The 15,587-nt window shown below is 66.0% G+C and carries 14 protein-coding genes and 1 pseudogene; 5 read left to right on the top strand and 10 right to left on the bottom strand.

The features are described 5' to 3' along the window. Positions 1-27: 27 nt before the first annotated feature. A complete protein-coding gene (locus ACWEQQ_RS36375; RefSeq protein ID WP_364609136.1) occupies positions 28-528 on the top strand; it encodes an SRPBCC family protein in 501 nt (166 codons plus the stop codon). A gap of 10 nt (positions 529-538) precedes the next feature. Beyond that, a pseudogene (locus ACWEQQ_RS36370) lies at positions 539-968 on the top strand (ribonuclease H family protein); the annotation flags it as partial. Positions 969-1,316: 348 nt separating this feature from the next. On the opposite strand, the gene ACWEQQ_RS36365 reads toward ACWEQQ_RS36370, so the two are convergent. From ACWEQQ_RS36365 to ACWEQQ_RS36325, 9 genes are all read right to left on the bottom strand, one after another. Continuing rightward, positions 1,317-2,192, bottom strand: coding sequence for a hypothetical protein (locus ACWEQQ_RS36365; RefSeq protein WP_452351419.1), 876 nt, complete (start codon positions 2,190-2,192; stop codon positions 1,317-1,319). A 91-nt stretch (positions 2,193-2,283) separates the two neighbouring features. After that, on the bottom strand, positions 2,284-3,456 hold the full coding sequence (locus ACWEQQ_RS36360) for an MlaD family protein (protein ID WP_452351418.1): 1,173 nt from the start codon (positions 3,454-3,456) through the stop codon (positions 2,284-2,286). After that, positions 3,453-4,568 (bottom strand): MCE family protein, encoded by a 1,116-nt coding sequence (locus ACWEQQ_RS36355; protein ID WP_452339393.1) that lies wholly within the window; start codon positions 4,566-4,568, stop codon positions 3,453-3,455. The genes ACWEQQ_RS36360 and ACWEQQ_RS36355 overlap by 4 nt, the downstream gene beginning before the upstream one ends. Next, positions 4,565-5,686, bottom strand: coding sequence for an MCE family protein (locus ACWEQQ_RS36350; RefSeq protein ID WP_452339392.1), 1,122 nt, complete (start codon positions 5,684-5,686; stop codon positions 4,565-4,567). Before ACWEQQ_RS36350 ends, ACWEQQ_RS36355 begins: the two co-directional genes overlap by 4 nt. Then, positions 5,683-6,681 (bottom strand): MCE family protein, encoded by a 999-nt coding sequence (locus ACWEQQ_RS36345; RefSeq protein ID WP_452351417.1) that lies wholly within the window; start codon positions 6,679-6,681, stop codon positions 5,683-5,685. Before ACWEQQ_RS36345 ends, ACWEQQ_RS36350 begins: the two co-directional genes overlap by 4 nt. Further along, the gene (locus ACWEQQ_RS36340; protein WP_452339390.1) at positions 6,678-7,721 is read right to left on the bottom strand and encodes an MCE family protein; all 1,044 of its coding nucleotides are present in this window, start codon (positions 7,719-7,721) and stop codon (positions 6,678-6,680) included. The genes ACWEQQ_RS36345 and ACWEQQ_RS36340 overlap by 4 nt, the downstream gene beginning before the upstream one ends. After that, positions 7,718-9,193, bottom strand: a complete 1,476-nt coding sequence (locus tag ACWEQQ_RS36335) for an MlaD family protein (protein ID WP_452339389.1) — start codon at positions 9,191-9,193, stop codon at positions 7,718-7,720. The genes ACWEQQ_RS36340 and ACWEQQ_RS36335 overlap by 4 nt, the downstream gene beginning before the upstream one ends. 12 nt (positions 9,194-9,205) lie before the next feature. Continuing rightward, entirely contained in the window at positions 9,206-10,069 is an 864-nt protein-coding gene (locus ACWEQQ_RS36330; RefSeq protein ID WP_452339388.1) for an ABC transporter permease, read from the bottom strand. A 3-nt stretch (positions 10,070-10,072) separates the two neighbouring features. Further along, the gene (locus tag ACWEQQ_RS36325; RefSeq protein WP_452339387.1) at positions 10,073-10,891 is read right to left on the bottom strand and encodes an MlaE family ABC transporter permease; all 819 of its coding nucleotides are present in this window, start codon (positions 10,889-10,891) and stop codon (positions 10,073-10,075) included. 499 nt (positions 10,892-11,390) lie between these two features. On the opposite strand from ACWEQQ_RS36325, the gene ACWEQQ_RS36320 reads away from it, so the two are divergent. After that, the gene (locus tag ACWEQQ_RS36320) at positions 11,391-12,056 is read left to right on the top strand and encodes a chymotrypsin family serine protease (RefSeq protein WP_364609110.1); all 666 of its coding nucleotides are present in this window, start codon (positions 11,391-11,393) and stop codon (positions 12,054-12,056) included. 52 nt (positions 12,057-12,108) lie between these two features. On the opposite strand, the gene lppU is transcribed toward ACWEQQ_RS36320, so the two are convergent. Next, on the bottom strand, positions 12,109-12,741 hold the full coding sequence (gene lppU, locus ACWEQQ_RS36315) for an LppU family putative lipoprotein (RefSeq protein ID WP_452339386.1): 633 nt from the start codon (positions 12,739-12,741) through the stop codon (positions 12,109-12,111). Between the two features lie 110 nt (positions 12,742-12,851). On the opposite strand from lppU, the gene ACWEQQ_RS36310 reads away from it, so the two are divergent. Both ACWEQQ_RS36310 and ACWEQQ_RS36305 read left to right on the top strand, forming a co-directional pair. Next, positions 12,852-14,150 carry a cytochrome P450 gene (locus ACWEQQ_RS36310; RefSeq protein WP_452351416.1) on the top strand — a complete coding sequence of 433 codons (1,299 nt, stop codon included), beginning with the start codon at positions 12,852-12,854 and terminating at the stop codon, positions 14,148-14,150. Positions 14,151-14,443: 293 nt separating this feature from the next. Next, the gene (locus ACWEQQ_RS36305; RefSeq protein ID WP_452339384.1) at positions 14,444-15,349 is read left to right on the top strand and encodes a L,D-transpeptidase; all 906 of its coding nucleotides are present in this window, start codon (positions 14,444-14,446) and stop codon (positions 15,347-15,349) included. Positions 15,350-15,587: the final 238 nt, after the last annotated feature.

Here is a 15,587-nt window from a genome sequence, read left to right as displayed (position 1 = left end):
AGGCAGCCGTGGGACAGGGAGCAGCCTATGGGCCATTTCAAGTACGCGAGTGATGTCGGCGCACCGGTGGAAGTCGCGTTCACATACACGGACAACCATCAGTTCGTGCCGGACTGGGCCTTCGGCGTGGTCGCCTTCGAACCGATCGGGGATTCCGATCACGGTGCCGGAGCCGTCTTCGCCGCGACCCTCCGGGTCGGCCTGTGGCATCCCACGATCGAGTGTGAGATCACCGACTACCGCCGCAACGCGGTCATCGAATACACGCTCCGCCGACGCCGGAAGGGGAAGCCGGCGTCGGCATGCTCCAACTTCTGTGTCATCACCCTGCGTTTCGACCCCCTCGGGTACGGCCGCGCGGTGCTGACCTCGGAAACCGAGTACTGGGCCCCGCGCGGGCTCACCGGCAAGTTGCTCTCGAAGATGCTGGCCGCGATGGTGCAGGCCACCGTCCGCCGGACCGAATCGCAATTGCGCAGGGAGATAGAGGAATTCCACGGCACCGATCTTGTCGGCCGGATCGCGTAGGGTAGGCCGCATGATCATCGTGAGCACCGACGGATCATGCCTGCGCAACCCGGGCGGCGCGATCGGCTGGGCCTGGGTCAATCATGCCGGCGGCGCGGCCAGCGGCGGTGCGCCCTCGGGCACCAATCAGATCGCGGAGCTACGCGCCCTCCTCGAAGCCGTCCGGGCCCATCCGGACGCCGAACCCCTGCTCATCGAGAGCGATTCGCTCTATGCCATCAAGTGCGCCTCCGAGTGGATCCATGGCTGGCGCACCAATGGCTGGAAGACCTCCACCGGCGGGGTGGTCAAGAATCTCGAGCTGATCCAGCAGATCGACCGCGCCATCGCCACTCGGCCCGGCCCGGTCCGGTTCCGCTGGGTGCGCGGGCACGTCGGCAACTACTTCAACGAGCAGGCGGACGCGCTGGCCGGTCAGGCCGCACGGAAGGTGGCCGCCACCGGTGTCGCCACCGATCCCGACGGCGACGAAGCGGTGCCCTTCGATCCGCCCACCGCGCCGATCCCGATCGTGGAACCCAAGACCGAGCCGCTCCCGGTGACCGCACCCAGCGGGTTGGAACGAGCCGAGACGGAACAGGCCGAGAAGGTCGGCGCCACCATGCATTCCGCGCATTCCGCGGCCGCGACCCCGCGCCGCCGGGCGACGGCCGCCAAAGCGGCTGCCGCCGAGGCACTCACGTTGTTCTGAGCGCCCCCACAGACCCGTTCACCTGCGACGACATGAAAAAGGGCCCGCCTCCGGTACTTCCGGAGGCGGGCCCTTTCTCGTGCTCGGGATATCCCGATCAGTTGCCCGGCTTGGGCGCCGCGGTGGTGGCGGGTGCGGGCTGACCCGAGGGAGCCGGCTGACCGGAGGGCTGGGCGCCCTGCTGGTCGCCGCCGCCGGTTCCGCCCGGGAACAGCGGGTTCTCGTCACCGGCGTAGACCGGCTGGAACTTGGAGACCAGCCACTTGCCGTCGTGCTTCTCCAGCTCGACATAGGTCGGGATGGTGAGCACGATCGGCTTGGCGTGGAAGTCGTTGGTGGAGGTCTGGGTCAGGCTCACCAGGACCGAGGCCTTGTTGGCATCGCCGGACTCCCAGCCGCAGCGCAGCACGTTCAGCGAGGACTTGGCGTGCGCGCTGGACAGGATGTCCTTCACGTCGCCGGCCATCGGGTCGAACATCTGCTTGAACTCACCGGTGATGAGCGCCTGCACGCGCGGGGCGAAATCGTTCCACGAGGACTGGTCGTAGACCGAGACCGCGCGCGCGAAATCGCAGGCGGTCTTGGCGGCGGAGTCGCGGTCGGCGAGTTCGTTGCTCTTGGTGTGCGATTGCCACCAGAACGCGCCCAGACCCGCCAGCGAGGCGACCAGCAGCACGCCGAGCGCGATGAGCGCGACCATCGGCACCGCGACCTTGGAGACCAGCGCGGACTCGGACTTCGCCGGCGGCGCGGCGGCCGCCGGTTCCGGCTTCGCGGCCGGTGCGGCCGAATCCGCTTCCGGCTCGGCGGCCTTCGCTTCCGGCTCCGCCTTCGCTTGCGGCTCGGGCTGGGCCGCCTCGGCGTCCTTCGTCAACTCCGGCTTCTCGGCGGCCTGTTCGGCGCTGCTCTGGGCATCGGCCTCGGCGATGGAATCGTCTTCGGTTTTCTTGTCCTGGGCAGCGTCGTCCGACATCTATTCGATCACTTTCCCGGTGCGCTGCGGACGCACCGTCTAGGTTTCGTCAGCGAGTATGCCCGCTGCTCCTGAGAGCCGCGGGCGGCACTCACTTGACCGGCGGCAGAGTCCGCTCGTTCGGATCCGAACCCGCGGGCGGGAGCGCGCCATTGTTGGGCACGTCCGGTCGCGGTGCGTTGCCCGAGCCGCGGATCTGCTGGTCCTGGGGTGGGTTCTGGCAGTAGCTCGCCCATTTCGGGAAGGTGTTCTCGGTCGCTACGGCGGGGTTCACCTTCTTGGTGACGTAGTCGCAGAAGGACCGCGGCCAGATGTCCACGATGGTGTAGAACTCACCGTCGTGCGCCGGCACGCCCATGGCGGAGGTGCCGACCACCAGCGACGGGAACAGTGCCCGCAGCGCCGGGGTGCGCAGCTGCGCGGCCTTGGTGATGGCCGCGAAGTTGGTGGCCAGGCTGGTCATCGGGTCGGCGGTCTTGTCCAGCACCGCGCCGAGGGCCTGCATCTGACCGGGCGCCTGCTCCAGGATCTTCTGGAGTTCGGCATTCGCGTCGTTGAACTGATTGAACAACACACTCGAATTACGGGTCAGCGTACCCAGATCCGGCTGCGCCAGCGATGTGGTGCCGGAAATGACCTGGAGGTTCTTGATCAGGTTGGTGGTCTGGGGGAGCAGGTTGTCCAGGCCGTTGGTGGCCAGGCTGAGGCCGTCGACGAGCGAGCGCAGCTGGTCCGGTCCGCCGGAGAGGGCGGTGTCCAGCTCGGTCAGGATGACGCTGAACTTGTCCGGATCCACCTGGGCGATGAGCGCGCTGGCATTGTCGAGCACCGACCACACGGGGGTGGGGGTCTTGACCTTGCCGGCGTCGAACTGGATCACCGAACCGCTGCGCAGGAACGGGCCCTGGTCGGTGTTCGGGCGGAAGTCGATGTACTGCTCGCCCGCGCCCGACAGCGCGCCCACCGACACCTGGGTGTCGGCCGGGATCGAGTACTTCTTGTCGATCTCGGCGGTGGCCGCGATGGCCGCGCCGTTGTCGATGAGCTTGATGTCGAGGACCTTGCCGACGCGGTAGCCGCGCAGGGTCACGTCATTGCCGCTCTGCAGCCCGCCGGATCGGTCCAGATTGACCGTCACCGTGTAGGTTTCGCGCAGCGGATTCACCCGCATCACGCTGATCAGCAGGTAGGACGCGCCCACCAGCAGGATCAGCACCAGCGCGGAATTGGACACCAGGTTCTTGTGTCGCGATACCCAGTTCATCGGTGTCCCCCGTTGATCCGGCCGTAGATGATCTGCAGCACCTGGATCAGGCTGCCCCCGAAGTCGTTGAGGTCCTTGAGGTCCGGGAACTTGCTGTTGGCCGGATCGGTGAGCAGGCCGATGTCGAGCATGGAAAGGGTCGCGGCCACGGCCAGGGTGTCGCCCTTGAACGAGGCGTCGGCCTTGGGCCGGATGTCGTGCAGGGCGTCCAGGGCGGGACCGAGGGTCTGATCGGTCCGGGACAGCGCGCTCATCAGCTGGTTCACATTGTCGAGCAGGCTGCTGAGCGAGTCCGAGGTGGTGTTGGCGTAATCGCCCAGTGCCGCACTGGTTGTCGAGATCTTGGTGAGCAGATCGCCTAGGGCCTGGTTGTTCTCGGCGATGGCGCCGATCATGCTCGGCAGGCTGTCGGCCACCTGACCCAGCTGCTGGTGGTTGGCCTCGATGGTGTTGGCCAGCGCGCTGAATCCGGCCAGCACATTGTCGATGCGCGAGCTGTTGGTGTTGAGGCTGGTCATCACGCTGGTCAGCTGAGTGATGACGTGACCCACCTGGTCGCCGCGTCCGCCGACGATGGAGTCCAGCTCCGAGGTCAGCTTGGACAGGCTGGCGATGCCACCGCCGTTGAACAGCAACGAAACCGACATCAGCAGTTCTTCGACGGTCGCGCCGGCCGAGGTGTTGGTGAGCCGGTCACCGTTCTTCAGCAGCTGCGTGCCGGGCTCGGCCTTGGGGATGGACACCGCCACGAAGACGTCGCCGAGCGGGGTGGCCTGGCGCAGTTCCGCGGTGCTGCCGGCCGGCAGCTCGATGTCCTGGCGGATGGCCAGGTCCACATTGGCCTTGAAGTCCTTGGTCGTGATCTTGGTGACCACGCCGACGTCGGAGCCACCGACCTTGACCTTGGCCTGGTCGGGCAGGTTCAGCGCATTGTCGAAGGTCGCGTGAATGGTGTAGGTGTTGGCGCCCGGACCGGGTTTGGGCAGCGGCAGGCTCTCCACCGTGATGCCGCAGCCGGAGGCGACGACGGCGGTCGCGGAGACCGCGATGGCGACGACCGCCCGCCGGGCAGAGCGGCCCGCGCGCAGATCCTTCCAGAAGCGATTACTCATTTGGTCATCCCCAGCATCGCCGCCATCAGACCGAAGTCGGGTCCGAAGTCCTCCATTTTCCCGGTGCGGCAGCCATCCGATTTCATCTGGATGCGTTCGCAGAACAGGCTCACGATCTCACCGGAGAGCGCGGTACCGATCAGGCCGTGCAGGCGAATGAAATTGCCCTGCCGGTTGACCGAGCGGTCCAGGTTCTGCATGAGCAGCGGTGCCACATCGACCACCTCGGTCAGGCCGGCCGCGTTGGCGCGCAGCTGGTTGGTGACATTGGTGAGCCCGGTGAGGGTGCCGTTGAGCTGATCGGAGTACTGCGAGAACGCGCCACTGGTGTTGGCCAGAAACGCATTCAGCTGATCCAGGGTGCCCTGCAGACCGGGCGCCTGATCGGCCAGCAGACCGGTCATCTGGGTGATCTTGTTGCTGAATCCGCGCACCGAGTCGTCGTTCTCGGCCAGCATGGTGGTCAGCTCGTTGAGCTTGATGATGATGGTGGAGATGGCGTCCTTGTTGTCGACGCCGGTCTTCAGGGCGCCGGAGAGCGCATTGAGCACATCGCGCATCTTCTCGCCGTTGCCGTTCATCATCGGGTACAGCACGCGACCCGAGAGCGGGCCGATGCCTTCCTGTCCCGGCTCGGGCTTGAGCGCGGCCGCGAAGCTGTCGATGGTCTTGATCATGGTGTCCAGCTCGACCGGGGTCTTGGTCTGCTGAGTGGTCAGGTGCGAGCCGTCTGCCAGGGTGTCACCGCCGGTGTAGCGCGGGGTGAGTTCGATGTGCCGGTCGGTCACGATGGACGGCGAAACCAGCGCGGCCTGAACGTTCTTCGGGATCTTGACGCCCTTGTCCACGGTCATGTGGACCTCGACGTACTGACCCTTCGGAATGATCTTGTCGACCCGGCCCACCTCCAGCCCGAGCACGGTGATCGGGTTGCCCTCGAACATGCCCGCGATATTGAGGAAGTCCGCGGTGAAGTGCTGGGTCTGCCCCGCGGCGTCCTTCACCCCGAGCGGCACGATGGAGCAGGAGCCCACGGCCCACGCCGCTGCGCCGATCATGGCCGCCTTGGCGATTCGGCCGAGCAGGCGCTTCTTTTGTTCTGCAACAGTCGATGTCATTGGTGGCACCCCTCGTTCACCTGCGCGAAGCACAACCAGTTGTCCGGGAACAGCCACGGCAGCGCGACCTCACCGTAGTTGCCGTTACCGAAGGCGTTGTTGAACTGCCGGATGGCCGGCGGCATGATCGACAGCAGCCGATCCAGGTTGTCCTTGTTCTTCTGCAGACCGTCGGCCATGGTGTTGAGCTGCTGCAGGGTCGGACCGAACTTGTTGTCGTTGTCCGCGCCGATCTGCTGTAGCTGCCCGGTGAGCGTTGCGATGTTGTCCAGCAACGTCTTCAGCAGGTTCTGACGCTGCATCACCCGGTCGGCGATGGCCTGGCCCTGGGTGATGACCAGCAGCACGCTGTTGCGGTTGTCGCCGAGGATCCTGGTGACCTTGTCCAGATCCTTGAGCAGCTGGTCGACCTGATCCTTGCGGTTGTTCATGGTCTTGGCCAGCGCGCCGATGGCGTCGAGCGCCTGCACCGTCATCTGCGGGGTGTCGCCCATCTGCTGGTTGATCAGATTCAGCGAATCCGCCAGCTTCTTGGTGTCGAGCTCCTCGAACTTGGGCGTGCCCTCCTGCACCACGTCGGCCAGGTTGTAGGGAACCACGGTGTTGGACTTGGGAATCCGGTTGTCCTTCAACCCGGAACCGTCGCCGGGCATCAGGTCGACGTAGCGCGCGCCCAGCAGGGTCGCCATCTTGATCGACGCCTTGGCATCGGGGCCGAGCTTCACGTCCTTGTCGACGTTCAGGGTCAGCAGCACGTGGTCACCCTCGAGCTCGGCGCCCAAGATGGTGCCGACGGGAACGCCCGAGACGTCCACCTTGTCACCGACTTTGACGCCGGCGGTCTGCACGAACTCGGCCTTGATGCTCTGTGTGCCGACACCCACCGTCTTGTAGAGGCTGGAGCCCAGCAGCAGCGCGACGATGACCGCCACGCCGAGCACGCCGAGCCAGAAATTGCGATTGGTACTGAAGCGGTTCTCGAGTTTCGAGATCATGGCCGGCACACCGCCGAGTGGGAGTTGCCGCCGACCTGCGAGAACAGACCGCGCGGGAAGAGGATGCCGTACAGCGAGACGTCCAAGCTGCACAAGTAGGCATTGGCGTAGGCGCCGTTCTGGGTGAACTTGCCGACGTCGGAGAGGATGCCGGGCAGGTCCACCGCCGCCTGGTCGAGCTTGGCGCCATTGGACAGCAGCATCGCCAGCGCGTCGTGGGTGGCGTTCTGCGCCAGCACCAGCTTGGGCTGGATGGAACCGAACATGCCCACCAGAGCCGTTGTGGCATCGGCGATCTGGACCGTCGACGCCTGCAGCGACTGGCCCTGCGCGTAGAGGCCGCCGATCAGGGCGCGGGTCTGGGTGACCAGCGTCTCCAGCTCGTCGCCCCGCTTGGCCAGCCCCGACATCACGCCGGACAGGTTGGTGATCACGTCGGAGAGGATGCCGTCGCGGCGTTCGAAGTCCGAGGCCACCGACGCGGCCTGGGTGATGAACGCGCTCAGCGATACATTGTCACCCTGCAGCGCCTGGATGAAGGTGTTGGACAGGTTGTTCACCTGCTCTGGCTGCAGCACCTGGAACAGCGGCTGGAAACCGTTGAGCAGCGCCGAGATATCGAACGACGGCTCGGTCCGCTCCAGCGGGATGGCGCCGTTGTTCTTCAGCACCACATGGTCACCGGTGTGCGGCTTGCCCGCGGCGGGCGGGTTCAGCGCGACATACCGCTGTCCGATCAGGTTCTGGTACCGGACCAGTGCCTTGGTGTCCCCGTACAGCGTCTGATCGCGCTGCACGATGAAGGTCACCACGGCCTGGTTCTTCTTGTCCAGCTCGATCTTCTCGACCTTGCCGACCCGCACACCGGCCATCCGGACGTCATCGCCCGCACGCAGGCCCAGGACATCGCTGAAGGTCGCGGTGTAGGTATCGGTATCGCCTTTCACGGTGCGCGCGAGCGTATTCCAGATGACCGCGGTCACCAGGATGGACACGATCGCGAAGATGCCGAAACCGATCAGCGGCTTACGAACGCTCATCGGCCGGCCTCGCTCTGGCTCAGTTGCAAGGTCGCACCCTTCAGGATCGGGCTCAACAGCAGGTAGTCGGCCGCGGTCGGACGCCGGCCCAGCAGGGCGGTGATGGCGTCGTCACCGGCCAGGGCGATGTTCCCACCGGTGGGCACCGAACCCGGCTGGCTCGCCGGCGCGGCCGGAGCCGGAGCGGCCGGAGCCAGGTTCGGGAACAGCCCCTGCAGCGGCGTGCCCGCGAGCGGGTCGTTACCCGGCTTCGCAGCACCGTCGCTCGGCGCGTCGGTGGGTGTGCCGGTGGTGGTGAGACCCGGGATCAGCGGGAAGCCGGGCGGCGGCGCGGTGACCGGCAGGTCCTTGGCGGCGTCGATGGCCCTGGGCCGCATGGCTTCCGGCAGCGTGCCCGGATCCGAGGTGAGCGGCGCGGTGCCACAGCTCGGAGCGGCCAGGTCGCCGTAGCGCGGGCAGTCGTCGCGGGTGTAGGGCTTGTAGGGCGTGAAGGTGATGCCCATGTTCCAGATCATCTGGTTCTGCGGACCCCAGTGGAACGTCGAACCCAGCTTGCGCACCGAATCGTTCAGGTTCGCGATGGCCTGCGGAATGGCGTCCGGGTTGTCCGACAGCGCGCCGAACATGGCGCTGGTCCCCGTGGTCAGATCCTTGCCGACATTGGGGTTGCGGGCGAAGAGCCCGTTCACCTTGTCGATGGTGTTCTCGCTGCCGGAGATGAGCGCGGTGAGCTCGGCCCGGCGGTCGGAGATGGTCTGCGCGGTCTTCACCGAATCCGACAGCACGCCCATCAGTTCCGGCGCGGACTGGTTGAGCGCGTGGAAGGAGGAGGAGAAGTCGTCGAGGAAACCGCCGACGTTCGGCACCGCCCCGCGCACGCCCTCGAGCCAGCGGTCGACGCGCTCGATGGTGGAGCCGGGCATGCGGCTGCTGCCGTCCAGCGCGTAGGACAGCGTGCCCAGCACGCGGCCCAGCTGTACCGGATCGATCTTGCTCAGGATATTGCGGACCGTGGTGAGGGTGTCCTGCAGGGCGATGGTGCCCTTGGAGGTGTCCTCCGCGATCTGCGAACCCTCCTTCAGATGCGTGGAATCCGGTCCGTTGTAGACGAGTTCGACCGAGGTGACGGCGAACAGGTTGGAGGGCACCACGCGCGCGGTGACATTGGCCGGGACGCCGCCGGCGTACTCCGGCTTCATCTCGATGTGCACCTCCTGCTTGGTCCCCTTGGCCGCGACCGACACGTCCTTGACGGCGCCGACCAGCACGCCGCGGAACTTCACGTCGGCATTGGCCGGCAGGCCGTCACCGGTGGTGGTCAGATTCGCTGTGACATTGACCTTTTCGACGAAATAGCCGCGGTACCGGGCGAACAGGAAGCCCAGCACGACCGCGATGACGGTGAGGCCGCAGGCACCGGCGATGAGCAACTGCCGCATCGTCGGTCCGCGCCCGCTCGGATCGATGATCATCGTGTGCGCCCCCTATCCCGAGATCCGGATGCCAGGGTTCACGCCCCAGATCGCCAATGTCATGAACAGGTCGGCGAAGACGACCGCGATGATGCACAGCTTGATCGCTCGACCGGCCGCCACACCCACGCCCTCCGGGCCGCCGGAGGCGAAAAACCCGTAGTAGCACTGGATGAACGTGGTGATCGCGACGAAGAGGATCGCCTTCAGCAGTGAGTACAGCACATCGTGCGGCACCAGGAATTGATAGAAGTAGTGCTGGAAGGTGCCTGTCGCGGTGCCGCCCACCAGGGACACGGTCAGCGAGCAGGAGATGTAGGCCAGCGGCAGCGCCACGCAGTACAGCGGCACGATGGCGATCATGGCCGCGATCATGCGGGTGCTGACCAGATACGGAAGCGGCCGGATGGCAACCGATTCCAGCGCGTCGATCTCCTCGGAGATGCGCATGGCGCCCAGCTGCGCGGTGAACCGGCAGCCCGCCTGCGCCGCGAAGGCGACGGTGGCCAGCATGGGCCCGAGCTCACGCGTGGTGGCGAAGGCCGAGATGGCGCCGGTGAGCGGGCTCAGGCCGAGCAGGTTCAGCGAGGTGTAGCCCTGGATGGCGACGGTCATGCCGCCGAACGCCGACAGGATCAGCACCACGCCGATGGTGCCGCCACCGACGATGAGATTGCCGTTGCCCCAGGTGACGTCGGACAGCAGCCGCCACACCTCTTTGGGGTAGTGCTTGAACGCGAGCGGCATGGAGCCGACCGAGCGCAGAAAGAAGAACACCTGGTGGCCGATGCGCGCCAGCCAGTCACGCGGCGAGTTGGCCGCGCCTTTGATCCGTTGGAACGGCCGCAGCAGCGGCGGTACGTACGTAGCTGACACGACTCAGACCACCTGCGGGGGGAAAAGGGTGTTGTACAGCTGCGTCATCATCAGGTTGACGCCGAAGAGCATGACCGCGGACATGACCACGGCGGTGTTCACCGCGTTGGCCACGCCGCCGGGACCGCCCTTGGCGTTGAGCCCCGAGTCACAGGCGATGACGGCCGCGAGCAGGCCGTAGATGAGCGACTTCAGCAGGGCCACAGCCAGATCCGCCGTGATCGCGAACGACGAGAACGTACTGATATAGGAGCCCGGGGTGCCGTTCTGAACGAAGATGTTGAACATGTAGCCGGTCAGGAAGCCGACGAAAACCACGAAACCACACAGCAATACCGAAACCAGCATGGCCGCGCCGAGACGCGGAGCGACCAGCCGCCGCATGGGATCGACGCCCATGACCTTCATGGCGTCGATCTCCTCGCGGATGGTGCGGGAGCCGAGGTCGGCACAGATGGCGGAACCGACGGCGCCGGAGATCATGAGCGCGGTGACCAGCGGCGCGCCCTGCTGAATGATGCCCAGGCCGTTGGCCGCGCCGATGAAGGACGTCGCCCCGACCTGCCCGGCCACCGATCCGACCTGAATCGAGACGATGACGGCGATCGGAATGGCGACCAGCAGGGTGGGCGCCGCGGCGACATTCGCCATGAACGCGCACTGCCGGATGAACTCACGGTAGGGGAAGCGGCGACGGAAGATCGCGATGAAAAGCTCGGCGACCGCGGCTACACCCATCGACATCATCCGGCCACCGGTTTCCAGCGACCGTTTCGGATGATCCTGCCAGTACGCCTTGGCCCAATCCACGGCCACATTCATCCGTGATGGTGACGGTGGGCTTCCCTCGTCCCCCGGGCTCTTGGTCAACTGCACTGACTACCCCTCTCGACGCCGGAGTTACCCGTCTCCGGCGACTGTTGCTGGACGCACCCTACTACGGAGTTAGGAAAAACACACCACCGATTGTGGTTCCGGTCATAGAGACGGATCACTTTCGATGTATTGCTGTGAACAGCCACATCAGGGTCGGTTTACGGGGCAAAAAACCTGGCAGAGATCTAGAACTTGTTCTAGTTTTGAACTATCCACCGATGTATGTGGACATCGACCGGGTAACAATTTGTAGGAACAAATTTATCGGAATTCGATAGCTTTTGCGTATTGTCCCGTAATCCACATCCAACTAGGTATCGGCCGCGAACCCCGGCAGGACACGGCTACGCAACATGTGGCAGTACAACAGGCAACCGGGCTCGAATACTGACAGGATGAGTAACCGCAGGTTGAGATTCGTGCGGCTTCCGACGTCTGGAGGGACATGATCAAGAAACTCGCCGGGGCTACCGGCGCATTCGCCATCGCCCTGAGTACCGCGCTCTTCGGAATCGGAGCCGCTCACGCCGATGCAGCGCCCGCCGTCATCGGTGGCGGCTCCGGGATCATCATCGATGATCAGTACGAGTGCACCGTGACCACGATCGGCCACGACGGCGCCGGACGGCTGGTCGGCCTGACCGCCGGGCACTGCGGCGACGCCGGGTCCCGGGTCTGGGCCGAAAAGGATCGCGCCGCAGGACAGATCGGTCAGTTCGTCTACTCCAACCACGATCTCGACTACGCCGTCATCCAGTTCGATCCGGACCGCGTCGTCCCGGTCAACCACATCGGCAATGTCACCATCACCGGGATCGGCGGCCCGCCCGGATTCCCCATGATCGTCTGCAAGGAGGGCCGCACCACCGGCAATACCTGCGGCATCTCATGGGGCGACGTCTTCGACACCAACGTCGAGACCTGGAGTCAGATGTGTGTGGTGGAGGGCGATTCCGGCGCGCCGGTCGTCGTCGGCACCACCCTCGTCGGCATGGTCAACGCCTACCTGGCGGTGGCCTGCTTCGGCCCCGAGGTCGGCACCAACATGAGCTCGATCATGGCCGACCTCAACGGCCGGGGCGGCATCGGCTCCGGCTACGCGGTGATCTGATCTCCGAACAATGCTGACCGGGGCGGTGATTCGAGAATCACCGCCCCGGTTGCTATTTGAGGGTGTTGACGCAGACCACGAAATTGCGTTCGTCGTAGACGTAACCCTGGTCGCCGTCGGGACAGTCGTCGACGCTGCTGCTGTTCTGCACGATCGACACCACCTTCACACCCTCGGTGGCCGTGGTGGCGGTGCAGGGAATGCGGTGGGCCGCGTCGTTGCCGACGTCCATGCAGTCGCCGACCACCCAGTCGATGGTCAGGCAGAGGGCGCCGGTCTCCACACCATTGAGGGTTTCGTAGTAGACCTGGTCGGAATCCTTGCCGCACTGGGCATTGCGCGGGGCCTTGCCGGTCACCTTGTAGTTGGAGTCCTGGCTGCCGCAGCTCGCCTTCTGGATGCTGGCGTTGTCGGTGGTGCCACCGAGCTTCACGCAGTCGCCGATCGCGGCCTGGAAGTCGGTGTTGCCGCCGCGGTCGGCGCGCGGGGTGGTGGTGGGCGCACCCGAACCGGGCTTGCCGGAGGGTTTGCCGGGGGTGGCGCCGGGGGTCTTGGTGGGGAGCACGATGTCGCCGGGGGCGGCCTGGGGATGGCCGGAAACGGTGGTCCCGCAGCCGGCGAGCAGCAGGGCGGCGGCGGAGATCGCGGGCAGGGCGATCCGGGCGGAAAGCTGCTGACGCAACACGGGCGAGTCCTATATTTCGAAACAAACAGATTTGACTTCTGTGCCCATGCATACACCACGGGCACCGGGAAGATCGAACCGAGGCGGTCCGGCATTTCGTATAGGAAGCCATGAGCACCGACATCCTGGAGCGCTATCTCTCCTGGCGGCGCGGACGCGACGGTGACCCCTTCCGGGTGCGGATGCCGGCTCTGGGACCGGTGCTCTTCACCGGCACTCCCGAGGGCGCGCGCGAGTTCTTCCGGGCCCCGGTGGACCTGCTGGAACCGCCGCTGCCCAATCCCATCGAGCCCATGGTGGGGGCGGCCTCGCTCATCCTGGCCCGCGACGGCCGGCACCGGCGCGAGCGGGCGCTGCTCGCCCCGGCATTGCACCGCAATCGAATCAGCGCCTACGGCAACACCATTCGCGAGGCGGCCCGGGCCGAGCTGAGCGGAGAGCGAACCGGGGACCCGTGGCGGCCCGGCACCCGCATCGATGCCCGGGCGGCGGCGCGGGCACTGACGCTGCGGGTCATCCTGGCGGCGGTGTTCGGCATCGACGATGCGGCGCGCCGAGCCGAATACACTACCGTCACACAGGAATTCCTGGAGTCCTTCGGCAGCACGCTGTTCATGGTTCCGGCATTGCGGCGCAAGCTGTTCGGGCTGTCCGGCTGGGAGCGGTTCAGCACGGCGCGGGATCGGCTCGACGAACTCATCGACGCCGAGGTGGCGCGGCGGCGCGCGGACGGGGGCGGCGGGGCGGATCTGCTGGCGCTCATGCTGGACACCCGCTACGAGGACGGCAGCGCCATCACCGACACCGACCTGCGCGAGCAATTGCGCACCCTGCTGGTGGCCGGGCACGAGACCACGGCGACCGCGCTGGTGTGGGCGCTGTACCGGCTGCACCGGGAACCGGAGGCGCTGGCCCGGCTGCGCGCCGAAGTGGCCGCCGCCGGAAGCGATCCCGGCCCGGCCGAACTGATGGCGCTGCCCTACCTGGACGCGGTATGCCAGGAGACCCTGCGGCTGCATCCGCCGGTCCCGATCGTATTGCGCAGGCTCACCGGCGATTTCACGCTGCGGGGGGTGCCGCTGTCGGCGGGGGACACCATGGGGATCTCGGTGCACCTGCTGCACACCGATCCCGCGGTGTGGCCGCAACCGCGGCGGTTCCGGCCCGAGCGGTTTCTGGAGCGCCACTACAGCCCGTTCGAGTTCGCCCCGTTCGGCGGCGGGCACCGGCGTTGCGTCGGTGCGGCGCTGGCCGATTACGAACTTCGCATTGTGCTGGCTACTGTATTGACCGATGTCCGGCTACGGTTGTCGCCGCGGTTCGCGCGCGGGCCCGCGCCGATGTCGGTGCCGCACACCATCACGGTCGGGCCGCGCAGCGCCATCACGTTCGATGTCGCCGGGTCCTGAAGGGACCTCAGTGATTTCGATCACAAGCAGGTTTCGGGAAGTGAGCGCTCCGAAAGCAGCCGCGCCGGTGTCACTTTCGGGGAATCGCCGATGTCATCGGCGCATTCGCGCCAGTCGAGTAACCAACCCGCAGACCCGTGACGCAATGCACACCGCTTAGTCGGTATGCATAACTGGCAGAAGCCAATTGGCTTGCCGGACGGATCGCTGTAGTAATGGACGCGGGTTGGGACCTGCGCGGGTGACGTGTGCCCGCAATCTGCGTGTGAACGAGGATCTGAGAGGACCGAGCTGTGCGCCATACCCGGTATCGGAAAACGGGACTGATCGCCCTCGCCGCCGTCGCGGCGACCGGAGCAGTGGTGGCAGCACCCGCCTCAGCGACTCCGCTATGGCCGGGCGGACCGGATGTACCGGGCGTGCCCTCCGCGGTCATGCCGCAGCCCGAGCCGGGCTCGCTGCCCACCGACCCGAACGCCAAGGCGCCGATTCCGCCCGCCAACTTCGCGGCCCCGAACATCAGCCCCGGTGACGGGGATGTGGTCGGCGTGGCCATGCCGATCATCATCAACTTCAAGGACCCGGTCGGCGATCACGCGGCCGCCGAGAAGTCGATTCGCATCACCTCCACCAACAAGGTGAGCGGCCACTTCTACTGGATGGGCGACAAGCAGGTGCGCTGGCGGCCCGAGGACTTCTGGCCGGCCGGCTCCAAGGTGACCGTCCAGGCGGGCGGCACCGACGTCGGCTACCAGATCGGCGACGAGTTCATCACCACCGCCGACGACACCACCCACGAGATCACCGTGACCCACAACGGCGAGGTCGTGAAGACCATGCCGACCTCCATGGGCAAGAAGGATCACGAGACCCCGAACGGCACCTACATCATCAGCGAGAAGAACCGCAAGATGATCATGGATTCCTCCACCTACGGTGTGCCGGTGACCGATCCGCAGGGCTACAAGCTCGAGGTCGAGTACGCCACCCGCATGTCCAACAGCGGCATCTTCGTGCACGCCGCCCCGTGGAGCGTTGCGCAGCAGGGCGTTTCGGACACCTCGCACGGCTGCCTGAACGTCTCCACCGAGGACGCCAAGTGGTTCCAGGAAAACGTGAAGAAGGGTGACCCGGTGATCGTCAAGAACACCAACGGCGGCACCTTCAGCACCTCCGACGGCTGGGGCGACTGGAACTGACGCCTCCCCCGCCTCTCCGAGCCTTCGGCGCACAGCAGAGAGCCGCTAACTCTCGTGCACGCGTGCCGGCGGTTGAGAAGCGAACCGATTTCGGGGGTACCCGGTGAGTTACCCGGATACTTACGAGATCAGTGGTCACCTCCTGGCTTCCAGCAGATGCCGGTGCATCACGTAGTCGTCGCGATCGTCGTTGTCGGCCGCCTCACCGAAGTGGATCATCCGCCGCCGGATGCGGGCC

It is taken from the genome of Nocardia sp. NPDC004123, from assembly GCF_053603795.1.
This window is presented reverse-complemented; position numbering and strand designations above follow the sequence as displayed.

Coding starts and splice junctions, on each gene's coding strand:
- ACWEQQ_RS36375 (WP_364609136.1), top strand. CDS start 28: ATGGGCCATTTCAAGTACGCGAGTGATGTCGGCGCACCGGTGGAAGTC.
- ACWEQQ_RS36365 (WP_452351419.1), bottom strand. CDS start 2,192: ATGTCGGACGACGCTGCCCAGGACAAGAAAACCGAAGACGATTCCATC.
- ACWEQQ_RS36360 (WP_452351418.1), bottom strand. CDS start 3,456: ATGAACTGGGTATCGCGACACAAGAACCTGGTGTCCAATTCCGCGCTG.
- ACWEQQ_RS36355 (WP_452339393.1), bottom strand. CDS start 4,568: ATGAGTAATCGCTTCTGGAAGGATCTGCGCGCGGGCCGCTCTGCCCGG.
- ACWEQQ_RS36350 (WP_452339392.1), bottom strand. CDS start 5,686: ATGACATCGACTGTTGCAGAACAAAAGAAGCGCCTGCTCGGCCGAATC.
- ACWEQQ_RS36345 (WP_452351417.1), bottom strand. CDS start 6,681: ATGATCTCGAAACTCGAGAACCGCTTCAGTACCAATCGCAATTTCTGG.
- ACWEQQ_RS36340 (WP_452339390.1), bottom strand. CDS start 7,721: ATGAGCGTTCGTAAGCCGCTGATCGGTTTCGGCATCTTCGCGATCGTG.
- ACWEQQ_RS36335 (WP_452339389.1), bottom strand. CDS start 9,193: ATGATCATCGATCCGAGCGGGCGCGGACCGACGATGCGGCAGTTGCTC.
- ACWEQQ_RS36325 (WP_452339387.1), bottom strand. CDS start 10,891: ATGAATGTGGCCGTGGATTGGGCCAAGGCGTACTGGCAGGATCATCCG.
- ACWEQQ_RS36320 (WP_364609110.1), top strand. CDS start 11,391: ATGATCAAGAAACTCGCCGGGGCTACCGGCGCATTCGCCATCGCCCTG.
- ACWEQQ_RS36310 (WP_452351416.1), top strand. CDS start 12,852: ATGAGCACCGACATCCTGGAGCGCTATCTCTCCTGGCGGCGCGGACGC.